Below are 23,573 nucleotides of genomic sequence, written 5' to 3'. Positions count from 1 at the left end.
GTCTACTCTGTAACATCGCGAGCTAAACTCGCTCCCACCACAATATCAACAAAGTGCAGCACTGGTAGGAGGCGGTTTACCCGCCGAGCTGTTGGCTCTATTAAACAAAAAGAACAAAAATATCCTACATGCGCTCATCTCAATGAGCTGAGGGCTTCGTAGTTTTTAAGCTCGAACATTGCTGTAATACCAATTAGCCTTAATATTTGTTCAATTTGGAGGAATAAATCAGACGTTAACTGCGTTAAAGAGCTCTTATTTAGAAAATCTAAATAAGAGATTTTCTCGCTTCAAATTAGCAAATTAATTATCATAATTGATATAACCAGCTTCGTAGCGGTTCAAAGCGGGTTGATCGGGAAATGGAGTAGCTATTTGATTAATAGGCTCAAATAAGTAAGAATAATCAGGCTGAAAGCTCTAAGTTGATTACAGTTCCTAACCCTTTTTTGATAAAGAATGTTATTAATAAATTTCAATTTGTTGCATTTTTCACCTCTCTTTCTGATGTTATAAATCTGTTGTTGTTTTATTAAAAATAAAAAAATTCATATTTTTTATAAAAAATCTTGATCTTTTCCTCGTAAAGAAATAGTTTATGTTGTTGCTTTATCGGGAACGAAGTATATAAAAAAGAATAAGGTCATAAATGAATATAACAAACCTAATAACAAAACGAACTCCTGTGTTTTTTGCCGTAAGTTGTGCCATTGCGTCAACCTCAATGAATGTGCTTGCAGAACAAAGCTCCGGAGTTGATGAAGTAGAAAAAATCCAAGTAACAGGTTCTCGCATTTTAAGAGAGGGTGCGATCGCCCCAGCCCCAGTGACAGTTATCAGTGGAGAGGCATTGTTAGCCAGCGGTGTAACAAGCATCGGTGAAGCATTAAATGATATGCCAGCGTTAGCAAACACCTACTCTCTTGCGAATGCTGGAAGAAGTATTGGTACCGCAGGTCTGAGTTTACTTGACCTACGAGGTATGGGTACTGCAAGAACATTGGTGTTGGTTGATGGTAAGCGCCATGTGTCAAGTAGTCCGGGTTCTGCATCTGTTGATGTTAATAATATTCCTTCAAACTGGATCGAGCGTGTTGAAATTATCACGGGTGGTGCGTCAGCTGTATACGGTGCTGATGCGGTAACAGGTGTAGTTAACTTCATTTTGAAAAAAGACATTCAAGGTTTTGACTTAAGTGTGTCTAAAGGTACTGCTGCGGAAGGGCCGTATGAAAATGAAAAGTTCAGCCTTTCTTACGGCCTAGACTTTGATGGCGGTAAGGGTAATGTCGGTATTTCAGTATCTCATGTGAGCCAAGATGGTATGAATGCTACCGACCGCGCTCAAACTAATAGGCTGATTAGCTCAATCACTAACCCAAATGATGGTGACATCGCTGGCGAAGATGGTAACTATATTCATGATGGGATAGCTGATAGGTTAACAATCACTAATGCCGGTTATTATGATGACTCCGTAAATGGTAACTTTTATCAGCAGGAAAATGGCGAGTTAGTTTGGTATACCTTTAACCCAGACGGCAGTGTTAGACCACAAAAACTAGGTACAACCTATGAAAATGACTGGGCAATTTGTTCTGGCGACTGTGATATCCTTGACCTAACCCGTTATCGAGAATTACAGCCAACGTTTGAAAATACAAACGTAAATATCAAAGCTAACTACGATATTACGTCAGATTTGAATGTTTACGCCTCTGCAAAGTACACAAAATCAGAAGCAGATTCTATTGGTCAGCCGTCGTATTTTGAATATGGTGATAGCCGTGGGACGGGTGCATTTGTGATCAAAAGAGATAATGCTTATATGCATGAGTCTTTGGCACAGCTGATGGATAGAAATGGCGTCGATGAATTTAATATGCACCGTTTCATGGAAGATGCAGGCCGTCGCTATGAATTGAATGAGCGTGAGACAACAAGCTTTGTTGCAGGGCTGAGCGGAGTTGTAGCTGAGGACTGGGATTTTGAAGCGTCTGCTGTGTATGGTAAGACAGAGATCACGCAGACCAATGCAGGTAATACGATTAAAGCACGTATTAAGCAGTCAGCTGATGCTATTCGATTAGACAATGGTGATATTGTTTGTCGTGATGAGCAAGCTCGTGCTGCAGGGTGTGTACCAACAAGTATGTTTGGCTATGGCGCAGTAAGTGATGAAGCCGCAGCTTGGTTCAATACAACAAGTGTCAGTAAGTCTGAGATTAAGCAAACAGTATTGAATGCCAATATCAGTAATAGCGGACTATTTGAATTACCAGCAGGTTATGTGGGCGTATCATTTGGTCTTGAGTATCGAAAAGAAGAAAGTGATTCCTTACCTGATGCCTTTGCTGCAACGGGTGCAACATTCTTGAATGCAATCCAAGAAGAGCATGGAGACTTCAGTGTAAGAGAAGCCTTTTCTGAAATTTCTGTCCCATTACTTGCCGATATGATGTTAGTGCAGGATTTATCATTAGATGTCGCAGTACGTTATGCTGATTATTCAACTATCGGAGATACCGTAAGCTGGAAAACGGGTTTAAACTGGACGGTAACAGATGAGTTACGAGTTCGAACCACTAAGTCTAGAGCGATGCGGGCACCAAATATTTCGGAACTATACGGGCCTCAAAGTGAGAACTTTTTTAGAAGTATCACTGACCCCTGTAAGCGTGGTGAAGTTCAAGATGCGAACCGCAGAGCGAACTGTGATGCACTTGGTATCCCAGAAGATTTTGACGCGGTAGCGACCAGCTCTTCTATACCGGGCGTACTTGGTGGCAACCCAGACCTTAAAGAAGAAGAATCTGATAGCCTTACATTTGGTGTAGTATATACACCAGAAGCAATATCGGGTCTTTCTATAACACTTGACTACTGGGAAATTGAGATTGAAGATGCAATTAATAATATCTCAGGCCAGGACATTCTTGATAAATGTGTTGATTCGTTAAGTGGTATTGATAACCAGTTCTGTGCGTTGGTGACACGAGATGCGGACGGAGAGTTAACCGGTATTCGTTCAATTACGCAAAACGTTGCTAAACAGAACGCAGAAGGGATAGATTTTGAGATTGGCTATGACTTTGATTTATTCGAAGGTCGTATGACTTCCAGCCTAATAGGAACCTATCTTAAGAGTCGTGAAGAATTTCCTTTCCAGTCTGACTTATCAGACTCTGAAGAGTATGCTGGGACAACAGGTGAAGCAGAGTGGCAAGCTATGGTATCACTTGGCTATAAGGTCAATAACTGGCACTTTAGCTCGAAAACGCGTTACTTAGATGAAGTTAGCCTATATACCGATAAGTCTCTAAATAAAAACCCAGATCCTAGTAACATTATGAGCTATGGCAGCTACTTTATTACAGATATACGTGGTGGCTATCGTTTCGACAATGGCATTACGTTGGAACTTGGCGTTGATAACGTGTTTGATAGAGATCTACCAGGCTACACTACAGGCACAGGTGCAAGTAGTGCAAGTTATGACAATATCGGGCGGATGTATTACGGTGCCTTTACTTATCAATTTTAGATGTAAATCTTAGAGTGTTAAGAATAGCTCTAGAGTGACAACTTTGAAGGGTATGCAGTTGCATACCCTTTTGCTTTAACTCAACTAATAAAAAATTAAGAGGCTACTCGCTCACTTTTTTAGATATTGCCCTGGTGGTTTTCCAAATACCTTTTTAAACGCACTGCTAAATGCCGCGGTTGAGTCAAAACCTAAATACTGTGCTGCTTGTTGCTGAGAATATCCGCCTTTTAACAATTCGATTGCTTTGATTGCCCTTAATTTTTGGCGCCAGTCACTAAAGCCCATCATAAAACACTTGTGGAATAAACGGTTTAGTGTACGAGTGGATGCGCCCACTTGACCACTCCATTCCTCCAAACTTACTTTACATCCTGGGTTAGTATGCAGCTCGGTTACAATGGGTAAGATTCGAGCATCTTGTGCGCTTGGAATAAAAAAGTGGCAAGTTGCAGCTGATGTTAGCCTATCAATAAAGACCGTTATAAATCGCTCTGTTTTTTCATCTAGGTGGTAATCTTCCTGCCAAGTACAGATCTCCAAAATAAATTGTTTTAGTAGTTCATCGACAACAATCAACTTGGCTTTATTTCCCAGTAACTCAGTATATTTAGTATCAATATACACACTACGAAAGTCTCCACCGTAGCGACAATATGTCTCATGTGGCAGGCCTGGAGGGAGCCATAAAGCTTGGTCAGGAGGGATCACAAATGTGCCCTCTGGGGTCACAATAGTGATCACGCCATTACTGGTATATGCAAGCTGGCCCCAATCATGTTGATGTTGCTGGACATGTTCCCACTCTGCTTTTTTTACTGCCCTAGGAAGAATTGGTCGACCAAGTGCAGGTTTTAAAAAGCGCTTCGACTTTGGCTGAATACGCCAAGGAGAGGTTGTCTGTTTTGATAAAGAACTTGGCATAATTGTGTATATCAGAAATTAAAATGTGGCCATATTATAGCCATAACTTTTAATAGTTGTGCTTTATGTGGAGATAATCATGAAGAATACTTCTCAAGGATGGCAAAGTCCTTTTAATTTCTTAGTGCTCGCAACCGTTGTTATGGCCGTTACGTTCGCAGGTTGGATGGCTATGCTCAATAACTTTGCGATTGAAGCGGCAAATTTCAATGGTGCTAATATGGGAATGTTGCAATCGCTGCGTGAGATCCCTGGGTTTTTGGCGTTTACAGCGGTATTTGTTTTATTGGTGTTAAAGGAGCAAACCTTCGCACTGATCAGCTTGTGTTTGTTGTCGCTTGGCGTCGCCATTACGGGGTTGTTACCTACTATATACGGTTTGTATGCGACCACAGTATTAATGTCGATAGGTTTTCACTATTTCGAGACGTTAAATCAATCGCTCAGTTTACAATGGTTTAATAAAGATGAGGCACCGGCAAAACTGGGTATCTTGCTCTCGATTAAATCCATCGCCTCTTTAATCACCTACGCGATAATATGGCTGGGTTTTAGCTACTTCTCTGCGGACTATCAGTGGATGTATCTACTAATTGGCGGTGTTGGTTTTATTATTGCGTTACTTATGTTTATTGGCTTTCCGACGTTTGAAATACACACCAGGCAACATAAGAAGCTGATTTTAAGAAAAGAGTATAGCCTTTATTATGCGTTGATTTTCTTTTCTGGTGCGAGGCGGCAAATCTTTATGGTATTTGCGGGTTTCTTAATGGTGGAAAAGTTTGGTTTTGATGTGGCGCAGATCACAGCACTGTATATGCTAAATCATTTGGTAAACATATTTATTGCACCTAAGATTGGGCAGATGATTGGTCATATAGGTGAGCGTAAAACCCTGACAATAGAATATATTGGGCTGATTGCGGTGTTTATTGGGTACGCATTAGTAGAGTCAGCAAGCTTTGCAGCGGCACTTTATGTGATTGATCATTTATTTTTTGCGATGGCGATTGCACTTAAAACTTATTTCCAAAAAATTGCTCGACCAGAAGATATCGCGGCAACGGCTGGTGTTAGCTTTACCATTAACCATATTGCTGCGGTGGTGATCCCTGCAAGTTTTGGGGTGGTATGGCTGTACGATCAATCCTTGGTATTTTACTTTGGGGCTGCACTGGCTGTATGTTCGTTAGTGCTAAGTCAGTTTGTGAATACACACAAGGGACAGGAAACGCTGGCTAAGTCAGTGTGATGTTGGTGCATCACACTGTAAAGTAGGGTGTGGCTTATATACTGCGACCACACCAAACAACACGTCCTGCAATGCCGTGACTATCGGCATTGTCAGCGGTGATCTCCCAGCTCGGGTAGTCAGGGTTGTCACTGATCACCTGGATTCGGTTCTGTCTCTGTTGCACGCGTTTTGCCATTAGGCCGTCTTGCGTTTGCACGATATAAACGGCATCTTTACTAGGCTGATGTTGTGATAAATCCACAAGTACCATATCGCCATCTAATAATGTAGGCTGCATACTATCACCACGGATAGAGACAAAGGCGAGTTTATCTGAGTACACGCCAAGATGGGAGTTTAGCCAACGACGGTTGAGTGCAAATTGCTCGGTGACTTCCTCATGACCAATTACACTACCCATACCTGCACTGGCCTCAATGTCGAGTTTTGGAATGAGTGTAAGTTCATCTTGGAGCTGGCCTTGTGGCTTATCGAGAGGCTGCTCTCCTGTCAGTAGCCAATTTAAGTCAACGGCAAAGAGATTATAAAGATGTTCAAGATAAATCATAGATGGGCGGCTCAAGCCGCGACAAATACGGTAAATATGGGAAGGAGATTTACCTGTTAGTTGGGCAAATTGACGTTTATTGCCGCCTGCAAACTGCTCCACTAAAGTTACAAATCGTCTCGAAAATGCCGTACTCATTTCAGTGTTATTCTCTTTATCAGCGCCTAAACTTGCAAGCATACTGAGCTCTGTCTTATCTGTACAGCCTACGAGCATCAATTGCGCATTTTATAAACGTGCTCCACTGCAAATACACGAATGGAATAGAAAGTAAGACGCTTTATCACTGTATTAGACTAAGGTCGTAGCATTGTGTCCTGTATGAAATTTAACCATGCTGATAGGCTAGAATCGCAAGTTAACATTTATTTAAACTCGGCATGGCTTGCTTTAGCCGACATACAACATGGAAAAAGGTAATGAAATATACAAATCTATTGATAGCACTTCCGCTCTTAGGTGCGATGGAAGTTGCATTAGCTGTGGACTGTAGCAACTTAACGCAATGGCAATCACAGCAGGTCTATACCGGTGGAGATGCTGTCACTTATCAGTCTTCCAAATACACAGCTAAATGGTGGACACAAAACCAAAATCCAGCACAACACTCTGAAACCTATGGAGTCTGGCAAGCAAACGGACGCTGTGATGCGACTACGCCGCTTCCCATTGTGTCGGTTACTTCTCCGAGCAGCAATGCACGCGTTGTGGTTGGTTCGCCCGTTAGTCTTGCTGCAACAGTAAGTCATCCGCAAAATACTACCATTGATAATGTTGAGTTTTATCTTGATGGTACGCTTGTGGCGTCTGATAGCACTCCACCCTATGAGGTCATGTGGCAAGCGCAGGGGCTTGGTGCTCGTGCGTTAACCGTCTATGCCACTGATACATCCGGGGCGAGAGGTGAGTCGAGTTCTGTGAGCTTTAGTGTAGTTTCTGATGATACACCTCCTGGCGATCCTAATTTTAAAATTGTCGGCTACTTCCCAAGTTGGCAAGGCTCCGTGAGCGACATTCAATTTGATAAGCTCACCCATATCAATTACTCATTTTTACTTCCTAATGCTGATGGCACACTAAGACCGCTCGAAAATTTAAGCAAAATGACAGCGCTAGTAAATTCAGCTCATGCCAATAATGTGAAGGTAGGGATTGCCATTGGTGGCTGGAATGGCGGTGACGATAGTGCGTTTGAGACATTTGCTAGCTCGGAGCAAGGTCGAGCGCGTTTTGTCCAAGAGGTTATTGCGTTTGTTGAGCAGCACAATCTTGATGGGGTTGATATGGACTGGGAGTATCCAGATCCTGGAGCTTCGGCAAATAATTATGCGTTACTGATGAAGGCGCTAAGCGTTGAGTTGCGTGCCAGAGGTAAATTTTTGACAGCCGCAGTGGTGGCGCTTGGGTACACTGGTGGTGGCGTGTTGGAATCTGTATTCCAAGATATCGACTTTTTAAATTTGATGGCGTATGACGCGAACAATGGCGATCATGCTTCTATGCAATATGCCAAAGATTCTATTGCTTATTGGCAAGGTCGTGGTTTGAGCAAGGAAAAAACGGTATTAGGTGTACCATTTTATGCAAGACCTACTTGGAAGGCATACCGCACCTTACTGCAAGAAAACCCAGCCAATGCGTGTCGTGATAGTGATGGCAGCAGCTACTATAATGGTATCCCGACGATCCGTGCAAAAACGCAGTACGCTAAGCTCAATGCTGGCGGCATTATGAATTGGGAGCTCTCGCACGATAGCAACGGACCTGCATCATTGCTAACGGCGAAGTGGGAAATAGCTAAAGGATTAACCCCTAGCTATCAGTGTCAGTAATACTCAGCGGTAATTTAAAATGGTGGTCGCCCTATAGAGGGTGACCACCGGTTGTTTATAGTGCTTTAAAGCGGATCGCAACCCCACCACCGGCTGCCAGTTTTAACATCAGCTTGTCAGTACTGGTTACTTTTTTACGGTAAATGTTCATTTCATACGGATTGTGCTTCCATTCAGCTTTGTCACCGTCTGCGTAAATTTGTGCTTCGAAGGTTTTACCTGGTTCGAGGAAGTCCAAAGTAATAGGAATGTCTCTTGCTTCTTCATCCGTCACTGCGCCTAAGAACCAGTCGTTACCGCTGTATTGTTTATGTTTACGTTCCTTTCTGGCAAAGACAACATAATCACCCACTTCCCCCGCAAGTGCGATACTGTGTTCCCAATCAGTCGGTACATCTTTTATAAATTGAAAGGCATCTGGCTTAGCGAGGTAATTTTCTGGTAAATCGGCCGCCATTTGAATTGGGCTATAAAGTACAACATAAAGCGCTAATTGCTTAGCTAGGGTGGTTTGTGGGCGGTTAGTTTTATCACCAAGGCCATTAAAGCCCATGTCAAAAATACCCGGAGTAAAGTCCATAGGGCCTGCTAACATGCGGGTAAAAGCAAGCATTGGCACATGTTCAGGTGGGTTTGGTGGCGTACCCCATGCGTTAAACTCTTGTCCTCTGGCGCCTTCTCGAGAAATCCAGTTTGGATAGGTGCGGCGCAGCCCTGTGTCTTTGATAGGCTCATGGGTGTTAATACTGATCTTATGTTTGGCCGCCAGTTTTATGTTGTCTAGGTACTCATTTGCCATAAATTGGCCATCATGCCACTCGAATCTGGCATTGCCCTTGGCATCAATGCGTTTGATGTTGCCGCCATCTGCAACATAGCCTGTTTTTACCTGACGTACACCGGCTTTTTCGTAGAGTGCAAAGGCCTCTTCCATTTGATTTCGATAGTTACTAACATTGCCTGAAGTCTCGTGATGGCCAATTAAGCGAGCGCCGACAGTTTCGCCATGTTTGGCTATTTCGTCTATGTTGAAATCAGGGTAGGCTTCGGTAAAGCTAAAAACATCGCCGTTGAAGAACCAGTCACCATCCCAGCCAGTGTTCCAGCCTTCAACTAATACACCATCAAAGCCATTATCGGCTGCAAAGGTTAGGTATGCTTTAGTGCGCTCAGTCGTTGCACCATGCTTTTCTCCACTTCCCCAAGTGTTTTTATTTATGTGCATTTCCCACCAAATACCGATGTATTTACCCGGTTCAACCCAAGAAACATCGCCTAGTTTGTTTGGCTCATTGAGGTTTAAAATCAAGTGGGAGTTGAGCAAATCTTTAGCCTCACCTCCTATTTGAAGCGTGCGCCAAGGTGTGTTGAACTTGCCATTGGTCTTAACTGCAATCCCATCTGACCAAGGAGTTAAATCAGCTATAAATGTGCCGGGACGGCGTTGATTTAATGTCATACCCGCATAATCTATAAGGGCGGCTTCGTGTACACTGATATGCACACCATCTTGGTTCTTTAAGGTAAATGGGGTGTGCACATGAGCAGCATCGTGCAGAGGTGTGGTGTTGTATACATATTCATAGCGATTCCATCCACGCGCTGGGATCCACCATGCGGTAATCTTATCGCTGCTGGCAAAGGTAAATTCGGTGAGCTCTTTGGTAATATAAAGGGCTTGGTTTTGAGCAACCTCATAGCGAAAGCCGACACCATCATCAAACACCTTGACGCGTACAGTATATTGCGGTGATTGGTCGGTCTGTTTAGCAAATGTGACCGCCAGCTCATTATGCTGGTCTTGGATCACGCGAGCCTCACCCCAAGGCTGCTCCCAGCTACTATCGACACTGCTACGGTGATGCGTGGTGATAGTCAACCCATCACGCATAGATGCCGCCTTCGCAAAGTCAAAACCAAGTTTAGAGGGAGCAATAATGGTTTTGTTGTTAAAGCTTATTTGGTAGGTAGGTTGGCGCTTATCGTCATTTAAAGTAAAAGTAATATTGCCATCGGGCGAGCTGACTGCTAATGATGTGGCGAAGCTTGTGCTGGTAAAAAAGCTTAAGCCAACGAGCGAAACTGATAGGGGGCGCATAGCGTTTCCTTTTTGTTGTCGACACGTCTATTCGTGTTCTTTTGCGTATAAGCTAAGCTTACTGTTGTATGCTAAAGTTCACGTAAAAGCTGCATACGTATTCATCCAGTAAATGCGATGAATGTAATATTTATTCCGCTCGGTCTACTGAAGATAAGCACAAAATAAAATAAGGATAGGACAAACCGCTTATGCAAAACCTAACTTTGCTGCGATGTCTTGCCATCGCACTAGTCGCATTACAATCAAGCGCTGTTGATGCGCTGGAAATACAAGTGTTAGACAATGATAAGCAGCCGCTAGCGAATGCAGCCGTATGGCTTGAAGGTGAAGGCGTCGCGCACTTGGCACCGGAAAATGGTTTCAAGATGGAGCAAAAGGATAAGTCATTTGTGCCGCATATTCTAATGGTACCAACAGGGGCTCAGGTCTCGTTTCCTAATTTAGATTCTATTTTGCATCATGTGTACTCTTTCTCACCAGCCAAGCCCTTTGAGCTGAAGCTCTATCGTGACGACCCAAAAAAGGTATTTTTTGATAAGGCAGGGATTGTCGAACTTGGCTGTAATATTCATGACTGGATGTTAGGGTATATCGTGGTTGTAGACAGTCCTTTATTTGCCGTAACTGATAGTAATGGTTATGTCACTCTGGATCTAGATTTGGGGCAAGCAGGCGCGTTACAGCTACATGTGTGGCACGAACGGTTTGAAAACCTAGAGCAAGTTGAGCAGCACCAGCTCTCTGGCTTGAGTAACACCAGTTCAATAACGTATCAATTAAAACAAACGTTGATTGCTCCACTGCAGGACTTTTCTGATGGCTTCGATGATTACTAAATTAAGCCCTATGCTAGCATTATTTGCCATTGGGCAAACTAATGCAGTCGAAGTGTCTGGACATGGCCAGTTACAGGCTACCTGGCAGCACGATGACAACCGTAAAGCTTGGTATCAACCAGGTTGGGGGGTAACTCGCTTTGGCCAAGCCGAGTCAGATTTGGCGTTGAGTCGCGGGGTAGTGGATTGGCGTGTTGATTTTGACAGTGCTTGGTCTTTACATGGCGTAATGCAATACGTACCAGATCCAGATGATAAGCTCGGATTTACCGAGTTATATTTACAGTATCGCACCCTTCCCAAAAATGGTCGCCGGTTGATAGTGCGTACCGGTGGTTTCTATCCCAGTTTTTCCATTGAAAACCCAGATATTGGTTGGTCATCTCCTTACCATTACCAGTATTCAGCAATTAATGCTTGGATTGGGGAAGAGGTGCGTGTATTTGGTTCAGAAATAGCCGTGGAGCAGCCATCAACTCGTCGCAGCAGAGGTAAGGGGTATAAAGGGGTTGCTGGGATCTTTAAGGGCAATGATCCCGCAGGTACTTTGTTAGCATGGCGAGGGTTTACAGTTCATGATAGGCAGTCGGTATTTAATGAAAGTATACCCTTTGCCGCCGTTGAGTCGTTAAATACGCCGCAGTTACAGCATCAAGCGCAATATGTTGAGCCTTTCACAGAAATAGATGGTCGTTTTGGATACTACTTTGGGTATCATCATGACTTCTCGACTCGTAGCGCGGTCAATGTGTATTGGTACGATAATAATGGTGATCCGAGCAAAATTAATTATCGCACAGGCCAATATGCGTGGGACACCAAGTTTATAAGCGCTGCTTGGCGCTATAAGTTATCAACACAAACACAGCTGCTGCTCCAAGGAATGGCTGGCAATACTGCGATGGGGACTAATCGCGGTGTCGATAATGACTTCAATAGTTGGTTTCTGTTACTGACTCATAAGCGTAACGCGTGGCGCTTTAGTGTGCGAGCAGAGCAATTTAAGGTTATCGATAAAGATGACTGGCAGTTCGATCCAAACCAAAGTCATGGCCATGGTTTCACTATAACTGCAAAATATCAGTTGCATTCAAATTGGATAGTAGGAGCTGAATGGCTAGGGCTCACTACTACCGTTGCGAATCGAGAAGCCTTTAATGGTAAACCCAAACAAACAGATAGTGTCTGGCGGCTTAGCGCTGAGTATCGTTTTAGCTTATAAAAAGCGTGATGTGCTACACGTCACGCTTGTTTTAACTAATCCAGCAGGCGGTTGATCCCATTTAGCGCCGCAACACGATAGGCTTCCGCCATGGTTGGGTAGTTAAATGTGGTGTTGATAAAATACTCTATGTTATTGCCTGCACCCTTTTGTTCCATAATCGCTTGGCCGATATGAATAATTTCAGAAGCGCGCTCACCGAAGCAGTGGATGCCGAGTATTTCTTTGCTCTCAGCATGGAATAAAATTTTTAAACTACCCACTTCAGTGCCTGTTATCTGGGCGCGCGCCAAGTGTTTAAATTGTGCACGACCTACTTCATAAGGAATGCGAGCAGCAGTTAGCTCTTGCTCTGTTTTACCTACTGAGCTCATTTCTGGAATAGTATATATGCCCGTTGGAATATCAGTGATCAAACGGTCATCGCACGCTCCATGCACAATCGCATTGGCAGCAATACGCCCTTGGTCAAATGCGGCACTGGCTAGGCTTGGATAACCAATCACATCACCCACTGCAAAAATATTATCGACTTCTGTTTGGTAATGTTCATTGACTTTGAGTTGTCCACGGCTATCTGCCTTCAATCCAACGCTTTCTAGGTTTAGCGTCTCAGTGTTTCCTGAGCGACCATTGGCCCATAAGATACAATCTGCCCGAACCTTTTTTCCGGATTGCAGGTGAACAATCACGCCTTTCTCATGGGTTTCTACTTTGGCAAATTCTTCGTTGTGTCGAATAACAATACCGTTATTCCAGAAGTGATAGCTTAGCGCATCTGAAATCTCTGCATCCATAAAGGCCAAAAGGCGGTCGCGGGTATTTATCAGATCTACCTTTGCCCCAAGCCCTTTAAAAATAGAGGCATATTCACAACCGATAACGCCAGCGCCATAGATCAATACGCGCTGCGGGTTGTGCTCTAAACTTAAAATAGTATCGCTGTCATACACTCTAGGGTGGGTGAAGTCTACGCCTGGTGGGCGATATGGCCGCGAACCTGTCGCGATGACAATGGTATGAGCGGTTAAGAGTTCCTGTGAGCCATCTTGGTGCAGAACTTGAACCGTGTGGGCATCGATAAAGCTGGCGTCACCTTGGAATAAATGAATACGATTACGGCCATAAAAGCTTGAGCGCAGCGTGGATTGTTTGGAAATGACATCACTCGCATGGTGCAATATGTCTTGAAACGTATGGCGCTGCGGACGCTCGGTAAAACGGTATAAGGGATTGGCTTTGTATTCAATCAGGCGGCTGACGGAGTGGCGCAGTGCCTTGGAAGGAATAGTACCCCAGTGAACACAGCCACCACCAACAGCATGTTGACGCTCGATGACAGCGACTTTTTTGCCACTTTTTGAGAGGTTCATGGCGGCGCCCTCGCCACCTGGGCCTGTGCCTATGATTATGGCGTCATATTGATAGGAATCTGGAATACTTTTTGTTTTTTCTGTGGCTTTTTTGCTCACGGCCTCACCCTTATCATTGTTGAGGCCGCTGAGTGTTATGCCGTTTTCAGAAGCCTCGAGTTCAGTGCAATCCAAGCTTGTTTTTGACTTTCCCAAGCTTGTTCTAACTCTTTATATTGTTGCATTAATGCGGAGTGTTCGCATTGTGCACGTACGGCTGCTTTCTTTGCTTCAAGTACTTGCTTTTGCACCGCACAGTAGTTTTGAAGCTTTTTCAGAAGCAAATCATACTCTTGTTGTAACAATGTAAGCTTATCTTGCGCTAAAGGCAATTTTGCGAGGCTAACTTTCGTTTTATTTAGTAGCGTTTCTGCTTTGGCTTTCTCGATACGCTCTATCGGCGTTCGTTTTAGCTTGCTGGCAAGCCCGAGCGCCGCAAAGGTACGGATCAGCCATTTAGTCGGATCGTAGTGATACCAGCGAATACCGTTACGGTAGTCACTTGCAAAAATATGGTGAAAATTGTGGTAGCCCTCACCATAAGTAAACAATGCTAAAAAGCCGTTGTCTCTTGCGGTATTTTTCTCTGTATATGGACGGCTTCCCCAGATGTGTGCCAGTGAATTGATAAAAAAGGTAAAGTGTTGACTAAGCACTAATCTCAGCACACCTGCGAGTAGCAGCATACCGATAACATTACCTAGCAATAAGCCCAGCGTGAGCGGAATACCAATATTGGTTAGTAATACCAATTTCATATAATGTTTATGCTGCCACATAACAATCCGATTGCGCTGTAAATCGCGTGCGTTGCTGTAATCACCATAGCTGTCGCCTTGATAGTCGCGTAGCATCCAACCAATATGGCTATACCAAAAGCCTCGAGTTGCGGCATAAGGGTCTTTAACGGGATCATCAACTTGGCCGTGATGAATTCGATGATCACTACTCCAGTGTAATGCGCTGTTTTGTAGCGCAAATGCACCGCCTAGCGCAAAGATAATTTGAATAACAGGGTGTGCATCGTAGGCTTTATGTGCCCACAAGCGGTGATAACCTGCTGTAATTGAAAGGCCTGCGTAGAACATGCAGGCAATAAATGCTAGCCAGTGGCTGGTGGTATAACCGTATTCGAAGCCATACCAAGGAACCAAAGTAACGGCTGCCAGAAACGATAAGCTAAAAAACAGCACATTGGTCCATAAAATGGGAGGTTTTTTCATCAGTCAGTCTCAAAATCTTATTTCAGCGTACAACTGTACGCTAAAATAGTATTTCATTCTTGCTGCGTCAAGGTTTAGACTGCGCTTTATTGTTCTTATTTTCGAAGCGAATTGGGGAAAGTCCATGACAGGTGTCCGTGCCCAACAAAAACAGAAGACTCGTCAAGCGCTTATCGAAGCGGCATTTAACCAGCTGAGTGCGGAGCATAGTTTCTCTAATTTGAGCCTGCGTGAGGTTGCAAGAGAGGCTGGTATCGCACCCACTTCTTTTTACCGCCACTTTAAAGATATGAACGAGCTTGGCTTAACTATGGTGGATGAAGCTGGCTTAACCCTGCGGCAATTAATGCGACAGGCAAGACGCCGCATTGCCAAAGGCGGTAGCGTTATTAATACGTCTGTTTATACTTTTATGGAGTTTATTGAGCAGTCGAGTAACCAGTTCCGGTTGTTACTACGTGAACGCTCTGGCACCTCACCGGCATTCCGTGCTGCGGTGGCACGAGAGATAAAGCACTTTATACTTGAGCTTGCACATTACTTAGAGACTGAGACTAGGGTGGATGCGCATCACGCTCATATGCAAGCTGAGGCTATGGTCACTTTGGTATTTAGCTCAGGTGCAGAGGCCTTAGATCAAGACTCACAACAACGTGCAGAACTTACCGAGCGCCTGAAGTGGCAACTGAGGTATATCGCAAAAGGTGCTTCAGGATATGCGAAGCACCCAGAGCCGCCCAAAAAATAGCCTTGCATAGGCTATTTTTTTGCTTGTAATTAAAATTCAAAATTACCCTGTTCATTTCATATACTATCTGTATTTCTCTCTTAAATTGAAAGATATTGTCTATGAAGTGCTTTTTTTAGACTTAAATTTTTATTTTATATATTTTGAAGTCAGTTTTGATGGATAATTTATGCTTGATTGTCACTTTTGAAGCATGTTAAAACATAACTAATTCATCAACAGGAACACCTAGCTCAATGAAACTAACAGCGCGTTTGTCACTCCTTCTTAACCTCCTACTGGTAAACCACAGGGGTGGGGTGTAATTGCGCGAATTGAGCGACATTTACTGTAGACACCCCGCACTTGCGGGGTTTTTTTTGGCTGAGGATAAGGGTATGCAAGATAAAGTTTGGATTTTCGATACAACGTTAAGGGATGGTGAGCAGGCACTAAAGGCCAGCTTAACCGAAGAAGATAAAATACAACTGGCGCATACCATTAGTCGGCTCAATGTGGATGTGATGGAAGTGGGTTTTCCAGTATCCAGCCCCGCGGATTTTCGTGCCGTGCAGCGCATCGCCAAAGAAGTAAGAGGACCTGCAATTTGCGGCCTAGCCCGTGCTGTGGCAAAAGACATTGACGCCTGTGGTGAAGCCTTAAAAGGCGCAGAGCAGCGTCGTATCCATACGTTTATTGCAACCAGCCCACTGCATCTAGAGCATAAGTTAAGAATGAGCTTAGATGACGCGACTAACATGGCGATTAACGCCATTTCTCAGGCCAGAAAGTACACCGATGATGTTGAGTTTTCTTGTGAGGATGCTGGCCGTACCCCTTATCCAGATCTGTGTCGGATTGTTGAAGCTGCAATAAATGCTGGCGCCTCTACGATTAACTTGCCTGATACCGTTGGTTACGTGACGCCCGATGAGTATGCCGCGATGATCCACCATATTCGCCATAATGTACCTAACATAGACAAAGCAAGATTAAGTGTACATTGCCATAACGATTTGGGGCTTGCGGTAGCAAACTCTATCGCTGCGGTACAAGCAGGTGCAAGGCAAATTGAATGTACTATCAATGGTATTGGTGAGCGTGCGGGGAACTGTTCACTAGAAGAGGTGGCGATGATCATGAAGATGCGTCAAGACCACCTAAAAGTTCATACCGATATTCGTAGTGAAGAAATCTACCGGGCATCACGTCAGGTCGCTAAAATTTGCAATATGCCGGTACAACCGAATAAAGCAATTGTCGGTGAAAATGCGTTTGCACACAGCTCCGGTATTCATCAAGACGGCGTGCTAAAAGCACAAAATACATACGAAATCATGGCACCTGAAACGGTAGGCGTACCGAGTAACCAGCTAAATATGACGTCTCGCTCGGGTCGTCACGTGATTGAACACCGCCTCAGTGAACTTGGTTATCAACAGTCAGACTACGATATGGATAGCCTATATGACAGCTTCTTAGCGTTAGCTGACCAAAAGGGTACGGTTTATGACTATGACCTAGAAGCGATGATTTACTTCAATCAGATCAAAGATAAAGATGAGCGCTACCAATTGCAGTTCGTTAACGCTTCATCTAACTCGCAATCTATCGCCAGCGCCACGGTTGGAGTCACAATCAATGGGGAGCTTAAGCAAGAAGCGGCAACAGGTAATGGTCCGGTGGAAGCGGCATTTTTGGCTATTGAACGGATCACAAATATGGCGATTGAAGTTGTGGAATATAACTTAGATGCAACTAGTCAGGGCGCCAGTGCACTAGGCCAAGTGAATATCATTGCGAAATTTGATGGCAAGCAGTATCACGGCGTAGGGCTTGCTTCTGACATCGTAGAGGCATCGGTAAGAGCGATGATCCGAGTATATAACCTAATCGATAGAGCACAAAAAGTGTCAAGTCTTAAACAACAAAGGAAAGCAGGATGAGTCAAGCAAGCTATAAGGTAGCAGTACTGGCAGGTGATGGAATCGGTCCAGAGGTGATGCAAGCCGCTGAGCTAGTATTGGATAAAGTGGCGACTAAGTTCAACTTTACTTTAGATAAGTCGGCGCAAGCGATTGGTGGCGCGGCTATTGATGCGTTTGGCGAAGCCTTACCAGCAGCAACATTAGCTGCATGTGAAGCCGCTGATGCTATTTTATTTGGTTCTGTCGGTGGGCCAAAGTGGGAGCATCTGCCACCGAATGAGCAGCCAGAACGGGCATCTTTATTACCGCTTAGAAAGCACTTCCAGCTTTTTTGTAACCTGCGTCCTGCGCAGCTATTACCCGCATTGAGCGCTGCCTCGCCACTGCGCAGTGACATTAGCCAACAAGGTTTTGATATTTTATGCGTCCGTGAGCTTACTGGCGGGATCTATTTTGGCGACAAAGGTCGCCAAGGTAAAGACGAAGACGAATCAGCGTTTGATACGCAAACCTACTCGCGCAAAGAAATCGAACGCATCGCCCGTTTTGCGTTTGATGCTGCAAGGCTCAGAAATAATCACGTGACGTCAGTGGATAAAGCGAATGTACTTGCAACTAGTGTGTTGTGGCGTGAAGTGGTCAATGACGTGGCGAAAGAATACCCAGATGTGGCGCTTGATCACATTTATATCGACAATGCTGCGATGCAGCTAGTCAAGCAACCTAGCCAGTTTGATGTCCTATTGTGCGATAACCTGTTCGGTGACATCCTTTCTGATGAATGTGCAATGATCACGGGTTCCATGGGGTTATTACCCTCGGCCAGTTTAAACCAGTCAGGCTTTGGTTTATATGAGCCTGCGGGTGGATCAGCGCCAGATATCGCCGGTAAAGGCGTGGCTAATCCTATTGCACAAATCTTAAGTGCTGCGTTGATGCTGCGTTATTCCTTGGGGCAAGACGAAGCCGCGCGGGCAATTGAAAAGGCGGTAGCAGAGGCAGTGAAAGATGGTGTGGGCACACCTGACATCTACCCGCAAGGTGGGTTTACTACAATGGATGTCGCACAAGCGATCGTCGATAGGGTCTAATAAGGGTAAGAGCAAGTGGCAAAAACATTATACGATAAAATTTGGCAATCCCATGTAGTTGCCAATTTAAATGAACAAACGGATCTGCTGTACATCGACCGTCACCTTGTACACGAAGTTACTTCACCGCAGGCGTTCGCTGGATTGAAGGAGCAAAACCGCTCCGTGCGTTGTCCACATAAAACTTTTGCAACGATGGATCATAATGTATCAACTAAAAGTCGCTCACTTGATGCAGCCAGTGATGTGAGTAAAAACCAGCTACAAGCCTTGGCACAAAACTGTGAAGAGTTTGGTATTGTACTGTATGACTTAAACTCGATTAACCAAGGCATAGTACACGTAATGGGGCCGGAGCAGGGGATCACTTTGCCAGGCACAACCATAGTGTGTGGTGATAGTCATACTTCAACACATGGCGCATTTGGGGCGCTGGCTCATGGTATTGGTACATCAGAAGTTGAACACGTGCTGGCAACACAAACATTACAACAGAAAAAAGCCAAATCGTTAAAGATTCAAGTGAATGGCGTATTGCGCCCGACCGTGACTGCAAAAGACTTGATCCTCGCTGTGATTGGGCAATTAGGCACAGCTGGTGGCACGGGTTATGTGGCTGAATTTTGTGGCACAGGCATTGAAGCACTGTCAATGGAAGCGCGAATGACGCTCTGTAATATGAGTATTGAAATGGGGGCGAAGGCAGGGCTCATCGCACCTGATGAAAAGACATTTGAATATTTACGTGGGCGTCCATTTTCACCTCAAGGCGAAGACTTTGATGCTGCGGTGCGCTACTGGCAAACGTTGCATAGTGACTCGGATGCTGAATTTGATCGTGTCGTGGAGTTAGACGCTGATAGCGTGCAACCTCAAGTAACGTGGGGAACAAGCCCAGAGCAAGTCATTGGGATTAATGACTTAGTCCCAAACCCTGACGATGAACCTAATTTAGTTAAAGCAGATGCGATGCGCAGCGCGCTGAAATATATGGGCCTCACAGCAGGGCAAAGGCTAAGCGATGCCAAAATTGATACTGTATTTATTGGCTCTTGCACCAATAGCCGGATTGAAGACTTACGCGCTGCGGCACAAGTGGTAGCGGGTAAACGCGTAGCAGCAGGTGTTGAAGCGCTTATTGTCCCGGGATCTGGCTTGGTAAAGCAGCAAGCCGAACAAGAGGGCTTAGCCGATATTTTTAAAGCGGCGGGATTTGAGTGGCGCGAACCGGGCTGCTCGATGTGCTTGGCGATGAATGACGATCGCCTTGGTGCAGAAAAGCGCTGTGCTTCAACCTCAAACCGTAACTTTGAAGGGCGCCAAGGGCGAGGCGGTCGTACGCACTTGGTGAGTCCAGCAATGGCTGCCGCAGCAGCAATAGCAGGTCACTTTACTGATATTCGAGGAGAGGCGTCATGAGCGTGTTTCACAAGGGCCTAGTTGCGCCACTAGACAAAAATAATGTTGATACGGACCAAATCATTCCCAAGCAGTTTTTAACTTCAACCAGTCGTGACGGCTTCGACAAAGCGCTATTTTATGACTGGCGCTATCTTGAAGACGGCCAGCCAGATCCGGACTTTGTGTTAAATTACCCACAGTATCAAGGGGCATCAATTTTATTAACACGCGATAACTTTGGTTGTGGCTCATCTCGTGAGCATGCTCCTTGGGCACTTAAACAATATGGCTTTACTGTGATCTTAGCCGAGAGCTTTGCAGATATTTTCTTTAACAACTGTGGCAATAATCAGATGCTTTGCATTGCGCTACCAGCCAGTACGCTAGATACGCTTTTCGACGCATGTGAGCAACAATCACAAGTGCATTTGAGTATTGACCTAGAAGCGCAGCAGGTAAGCGGAACAGGTATTACGCCAATTGACTTTGAGGTGCGAGAAGACATTAAAGCACGGCTTTTGAGTGGCCTTGATTTTATTGGTGAGACCGAATTATTGAATGCCCAAATTGATGCGTTTGAGCAGCAGCTGGCCACGACAAGACCTTGGCAATAATACTTGTTACTCAATTTGGTCGAATAATTTTGCCACCAAGCCAGAAGCTGATTAAGCTCTGGCTTTATTTGTTTTAGGTGTCTCCAATGAAAAAATTAACTTTCGCGCTACTCACGACCTTGAGTTGCGCAGCTTTTGCGCGTCCAGCCCCGCTGGTTTCAATTCCTAGTCATGATGCGTTTTTCGATAGTATCAAAGCGCATTGTGGCAAAGCTTATGAAGGTAAAGTAACAGTAGATAATCAAGGTCCCAGCAGCTTTAGCGATGCGCGCCTTGTGATGCACGTACGCAAATGCAGCGATACTGAGCTTCAGGTACCGTTTCATGTAGGTAAAGATGCGTCAAGGACGTGGATCATCACCAAAACAGGCAGCGGTTTGAGCCTAAAGCACGACCACCGTCATGAAGATGGTAGCGATGATGTTTCTACTATGTATGGTGGGCATACCTTAGATGCAGGGTATAACACAGTGCAGTCGTTTCCAGCGGATGAATACTCAAAACAGTTATTCATCCAGCAAGGGATCCCTCAATCCGTAGGGAATACATGGCAAATGTATATTTACCCAGAGCAGTTCACCTATCGCTTAGTTCGTGAGGGAAGAGAGTTTCGTGTCGACTTTGATTTAACGAAGCCGGTGACTGCACCAAAAGCACCATGGGGATATAAAGACTAAGTTCAGCGCTGAGTTGTAATACTAACTATTCGAAGATTAGGTTAACTATGCAATAAAGCGTGGAAAGTAAAGTGTGTGATTACCTTGCCACACACTTTATTTCAACTGTTAAATCATTTTGATAGGGTCTTGGCTCTAATGGGAGCCTGTCAAAATCTTGTACACCACTGAGTAATGTCACTTGTGGATGAGCACCTTGGCATAAGCGCTTTGCGTGACGTAGCAAGAACACACTTTGCTGCCTGAAGTGTGCATAACTATCAGGCTTTATAGCCAGTTTAAAGTAGGTATCACTATAAGTGATTTGCTCATAATGGACTTTATGGTCAAAATCATAGTGTTTCTCAGCCTCACCTTTTGGCACCTGAGTGTATTGACATGCGCTAAGTAATGCTACACCCACTGTTAGAGAACTTAGCTTTAACGCGCTTGCTCTTAATGATAACTTAGGCATAACTATCCTTTTAATCTGCTACATTCATAGTATATCACATAGGAGATGAGCAACTTGCTTAACCAACTAAAAAAGCTGTTCCAAAGCTTGCAAGAAACCGCTTCAAAAGAAGAGCTCGATTTTAATACTGCTTTAGCTGCGTTATTGGTGGAGGTAATGCGAGCGGACGGTAAGTTGCAGCAATCAGAGTTCGATAAAATCGCAGAGCTGCTAAAAACGCGTTGTGAATTACCACAGGCTCAAGTCACAACCCTTATTGATGAGGCGCAGCAGTTGGTCGAGCATGCAGTGGACATGTACTCATTTGCTAAACAGATAAACAACCATACCAATGATGTAGAGCGCATCGAGGTAATAGAGCTGCTGTGGCATGTGGCATATGCAGATGGCGAGCTAGACAGTCATGAAGACCATATTATTCGTAAAATTGCCGGTTTATTTTACGTTGCACATGCCGATTTTATTGCCGCTAAGCTCAGAGCTAAACCTTAGGCTAATTCGCTGCTTTTGCCATTAATGACTGACTAACTCTGTTTGGCAGCTGCTGATTGCCTCTTTGATCATAAAGTTGACTAAAGTTGGAGAGATTTTATAAAGGCTGGCAATCTCTTTTTGCTTTAGCCGACCATTACGATAAAAGGAGAGAATGTTTTGGTGGCGTCTTGAGAGCTTTCCAATCGTTTCATTGATTTTTCCGCTCAGCTGTTCATTCTCATATTTTGCTTCAAGATCGACCTGCTGATCGGTAAGTTGCTCTAGATGACCTGCCTCAATATCCACAATATTTTCACGGTTAAACTTTCTGAGCATATCAATGGCGATATTTCTTGCTACTTGATAACAAAAGCTTGTTGCATTTTTAACTGCTAGGTTTTGACAATTAGACATACCAGCCAATCTAATATAAGTATCCTGCAGGGCATCTTCTGCCAAATATGGACAGCGCAAAATACTGCTTAGGTACACAAGTAATTTTGATTCGTTTTCAGAAATAACACGCGACCATTTTAGCGCAAATTGAGACACAGCGACTTACTCCTTAAGTATTCCAAAAATAACAACAATGCAAATGATAATAATTATCAGTTATTCTATTTTTTATCTGGGAGCCATGTCAAGTGAAAAGTTTACTTTTTGTGTATTGTTTTTTCTTCAAATTAACAAAAGTATTTGTTTTGGGTATTCAGCTGGGGAGGTAGATAAATTAATTTCTAACTTGTTGTTTTTAAAGCAGGTAAATGAATTTTTGTATCCATTATGGCCCGTGAGTCATAGAGAAAATAGTGGGTTATTCGCCGTGAATGCAGTGTGATTAATACTAAAAGTTAATGTTATTAATGTGTTTTTTATTTTGATTCAAGGTTTCTATTTGATCTTTTGTGTTAACTGGGCTGTGAGGCAGCACAGTATTAACGAATAAATAAAACTAAATAATTTTGTCCGTGAGGCGTCATTGCTAGCAACTTAGTTTATTTACAGTCTGGGTGAAAAGTTATGAGCTTTGATAATGAGAATTGCACATTTAAAGTATTGATAAATCATGAGGAACAGTACTCTTTATGGCCAAGTTATAAAACTATCCCTGGAGGATGGCAAGAAGCTGGCTGCGAAGGAGATAAGCAGACTTGCCTTGATTTTATCAACGAACACTGGGTGGATATGAGACCGCTGAGCTTGCGTCAGGCATCTTCTAGTTAATCATCCGCATTCTTTTTTAATCTATTTAATGTCGATGGGTTTATGGAATTTAGGTTTCATCATTGAGCCCATATTGTCCAATTTTGT

General features: G+C 44.1%; 20 protein-coding genes. 13 read left to right on the top strand and 7 right to left on the bottom strand.

The window, feature by feature from the left end; all coding sequences use genetic code 11:
* The first annotated feature begins 649 nt into the window (after positions 1-649).
* Positions 650-3,544 carry a TonB-dependent receptor gene (locus tag D9603_RS01645; protein WP_128729804.1) on the top strand — a complete coding sequence of 965 codons (2,895 nt, stop codon included), beginning with the start codon at positions 650-652 and terminating at the stop codon, positions 3,542-3,544.
* Between the two features lie 111 nt (positions 3,545-3,655).
* Here D9603_RS01645 and D9603_RS01640 read toward each other — a convergent pair whose 3' ends face one another.
* Positions 3,656-4,468, bottom strand: a complete 813-nt coding sequence (locus tag D9603_RS01640; protein WP_128729803.1) for a helix-turn-helix transcriptional regulator — start codon at positions 4,466-4,468, stop codon at positions 3,656-3,658.
* A gap of 79 nt (positions 4,469-4,547) precedes the next feature.
* On the opposite strand from D9603_RS01640, the gene D9603_RS01635 reads away from it, so the two are divergent.
* Positions 4,548-5,720: an MFS transporter gene (locus tag D9603_RS01635; protein WP_128729802.1), complete on the top strand. Its 1,173-nt coding sequence runs from the start codon at positions 4,548-4,550 to the stop codon at positions 5,718-5,720.
* Between the two features lie 34 nt (positions 5,721-5,754).
* Here the strand turns inward: D9603_RS01635 and D9603_RS01630 are convergent, their stop codons facing one another.
* Positions 5,755-6,450: a S24 family peptidase gene (locus D9603_RS01630; protein WP_241651551.1), complete on the bottom strand. Its 696-nt coding sequence runs from the start codon at positions 6,448-6,450 to the stop codon at positions 5,755-5,757.
* A 239-nt stretch (positions 6,451-6,689) separates the two neighbouring features.
* On the opposite strand from D9603_RS01630, the gene D9603_RS01625 reads away from it, so the two are divergent.
* Positions 6,690-8,102, top strand: coding sequence for a glycosyl hydrolase family 18 protein (locus D9603_RS01625; RefSeq protein WP_128729801.1), 1,413 nt, complete (start codon positions 6,690-6,692; stop codon positions 8,100-8,102).
* A 55-nt stretch (positions 8,103-8,157) separates the two neighbouring features.
* Here the strand turns inward: D9603_RS01625 and D9603_RS01620 are convergent, their stop codons facing one another.
* A complete protein-coding gene (locus D9603_RS01620; RefSeq protein WP_128729800.1) occupies positions 8,158-10,200 on the bottom strand; it encodes a glycoside hydrolase family 97 protein in 2,043 nt (680 codons plus the stop codon).
* A gap of 191 nt (positions 10,201-10,391) precedes the next feature.
* Between D9603_RS01620 and D9603_RS01615 the strand changes: the two genes are divergently transcribed.
* Positions 10,392-11,039 (top strand): methylamine utilization protein, encoded by a 648-nt coding sequence (locus D9603_RS01615; RefSeq protein WP_128729799.1) that lies wholly within the window; start codon positions 10,392-10,394, stop codon positions 11,037-11,039.
* Positions 11,020-12,261: a hypothetical protein gene (locus D9603_RS01610; RefSeq protein WP_128729798.1), complete on the top strand. Its 1,242-nt coding sequence runs from the start codon at positions 11,020-11,022 to the stop codon at positions 12,259-12,261. The genes D9603_RS01615 and D9603_RS01610 overlap by 20 nt, the downstream gene beginning before the upstream one ends.
* A gap of 35 nt (positions 12,262-12,296) precedes the next feature.
* Here D9603_RS01610 and sthA read toward each other — a convergent pair whose 3' ends face one another.
* The gene (gene sthA / locus D9603_RS01605; RefSeq protein WP_125251316.1) at positions 12,297-13,733 is read right to left on the bottom strand and encodes a Si-specific NAD(P)(+) transhydrogenase; all 1,437 of its coding nucleotides are present in this window, start codon (positions 13,731-13,733) and stop codon (positions 12,297-12,299) included.
* A 35-nt stretch (positions 13,734-13,768) separates the two neighbouring features.
* Entirely contained in the window at positions 13,769-14,896 is a 1,128-nt protein-coding gene (locus tag D9603_RS01600) for a fatty acid desaturase (RefSeq protein ID WP_128729797.1), read from the bottom strand.
* Positions 14,897-15,020: 124 nt separating this feature from the next.
* Here D9603_RS01600 and fabR point away from each other — a divergent pair, with 124 nt between their 5' ends.
* The 6 genes from fabR (at position 15,021) to D9603_RS01570 (ending at position 21,334) form a co-directional block, all read left to right on the top strand.
* The gene (gene fabR, locus D9603_RS01595) at positions 15,021-15,644 is read left to right on the top strand and encodes an HTH-type transcriptional repressor FabR (protein ID WP_125251318.1); all 624 of its coding nucleotides are present in this window, start codon (positions 15,021-15,023) and stop codon (positions 15,642-15,644) included.
* A gap of 377 nt (positions 15,645-16,021) precedes the next feature.
* Complete coding sequence (leuA, locus tag D9603_RS01590) at positions 16,022-17,569, top strand: 2-isopropylmalate synthase (RefSeq protein WP_128729796.1); 1,548 nt, start codon at positions 16,022-16,024, stop codon at positions 17,567-17,569.
* A complete protein-coding gene (gene leuB / locus D9603_RS01585; RefSeq protein ID WP_128729795.1) occupies positions 17,566-18,642 on the top strand; it encodes a 3-isopropylmalate dehydrogenase in 1,077 nt (358 codons plus the stop codon). Before leuA ends, leuB begins: the two co-directional genes overlap by 4 nt.
* Before the next feature lie 15 nt (positions 18,643-18,657).
* Positions 18,658-20,061, top strand: a complete 1,404-nt coding sequence (leuC, locus tag D9603_RS01580; protein ID WP_128729794.1) for a 3-isopropylmalate dehydratase large subunit — start codon at positions 18,658-18,660, stop codon at positions 20,059-20,061.
* A complete protein-coding gene (gene leuD, locus D9603_RS01575) occupies positions 20,058-20,657 on the top strand; it encodes a 3-isopropylmalate dehydratase small subunit (RefSeq protein ID WP_128729793.1) in 600 nt (199 codons plus the stop codon). The genes leuC and leuD overlap by 4 nt, the downstream gene beginning before the upstream one ends.
* 86 nt (positions 20,658-20,743) lie before the next feature.
* Positions 20,744-21,334, top strand: a complete 591-nt coding sequence (locus D9603_RS01570; protein ID WP_125251323.1) for a hypothetical protein — start codon at positions 20,744-20,746, stop codon at positions 21,332-21,334.
* Positions 21,335-21,413: 79 nt separating this feature from the next.
* Here D9603_RS01570 and D9603_RS01565 read toward each other — a convergent pair whose 3' ends face one another.
* The gene (locus D9603_RS01565) at positions 21,414-21,788 is read right to left on the bottom strand and encodes a hypothetical protein (protein WP_128729792.1); all 375 of its coding nucleotides are present in this window, start codon (positions 21,786-21,788) and stop codon (positions 21,414-21,416) included.
* A 54-nt stretch (positions 21,789-21,842) separates the two neighbouring features.
* On the opposite strand from D9603_RS01565, the gene D9603_RS01560 reads away from it, so the two are divergent.
* Positions 21,843-22,280 (top strand): TerB family tellurite resistance protein, encoded by a 438-nt coding sequence (locus tag D9603_RS01560; protein WP_128729806.1) that lies wholly within the window; start codon positions 21,843-21,845, stop codon positions 22,278-22,280.
* A gap of 21 nt (positions 22,281-22,301) precedes the next feature.
* Here the strand turns inward: D9603_RS01560 and D9603_RS01555 are convergent, their stop codons facing one another.
* Positions 22,302-22,814, bottom strand: coding sequence for a sigma-70 family RNA polymerase sigma factor (locus D9603_RS01555; RefSeq protein WP_125251325.1), 513 nt, complete (start codon positions 22,812-22,814; stop codon positions 22,302-22,304).
* 468 nt (positions 22,815-23,282) lie between these two features.
* Between D9603_RS01555 and D9603_RS01550 the strand changes: the two genes are divergently transcribed.
* Entirely contained in the window at positions 23,283-23,486 is a 204-nt protein-coding gene (locus D9603_RS01550) for an MbtH family NRPS accessory protein (protein WP_125251326.1), read from the top strand.
* The last annotated feature ends 87 nt before the right edge of the window (positions 23,487-23,573 follow it).

It is taken from the genome of Pseudoalteromonas sp. PS5, assembly GCF_004103255.1.
Classification (GTDB): Bacteria; Pseudomonadota; Gammaproteobacteria; order Enterobacterales; family Alteromonadaceae; genus Pseudoalteromonas; species Pseudoalteromonas peptidolytica.
This window is presented reverse-complemented; position numbering and strand designations above follow the sequence as displayed.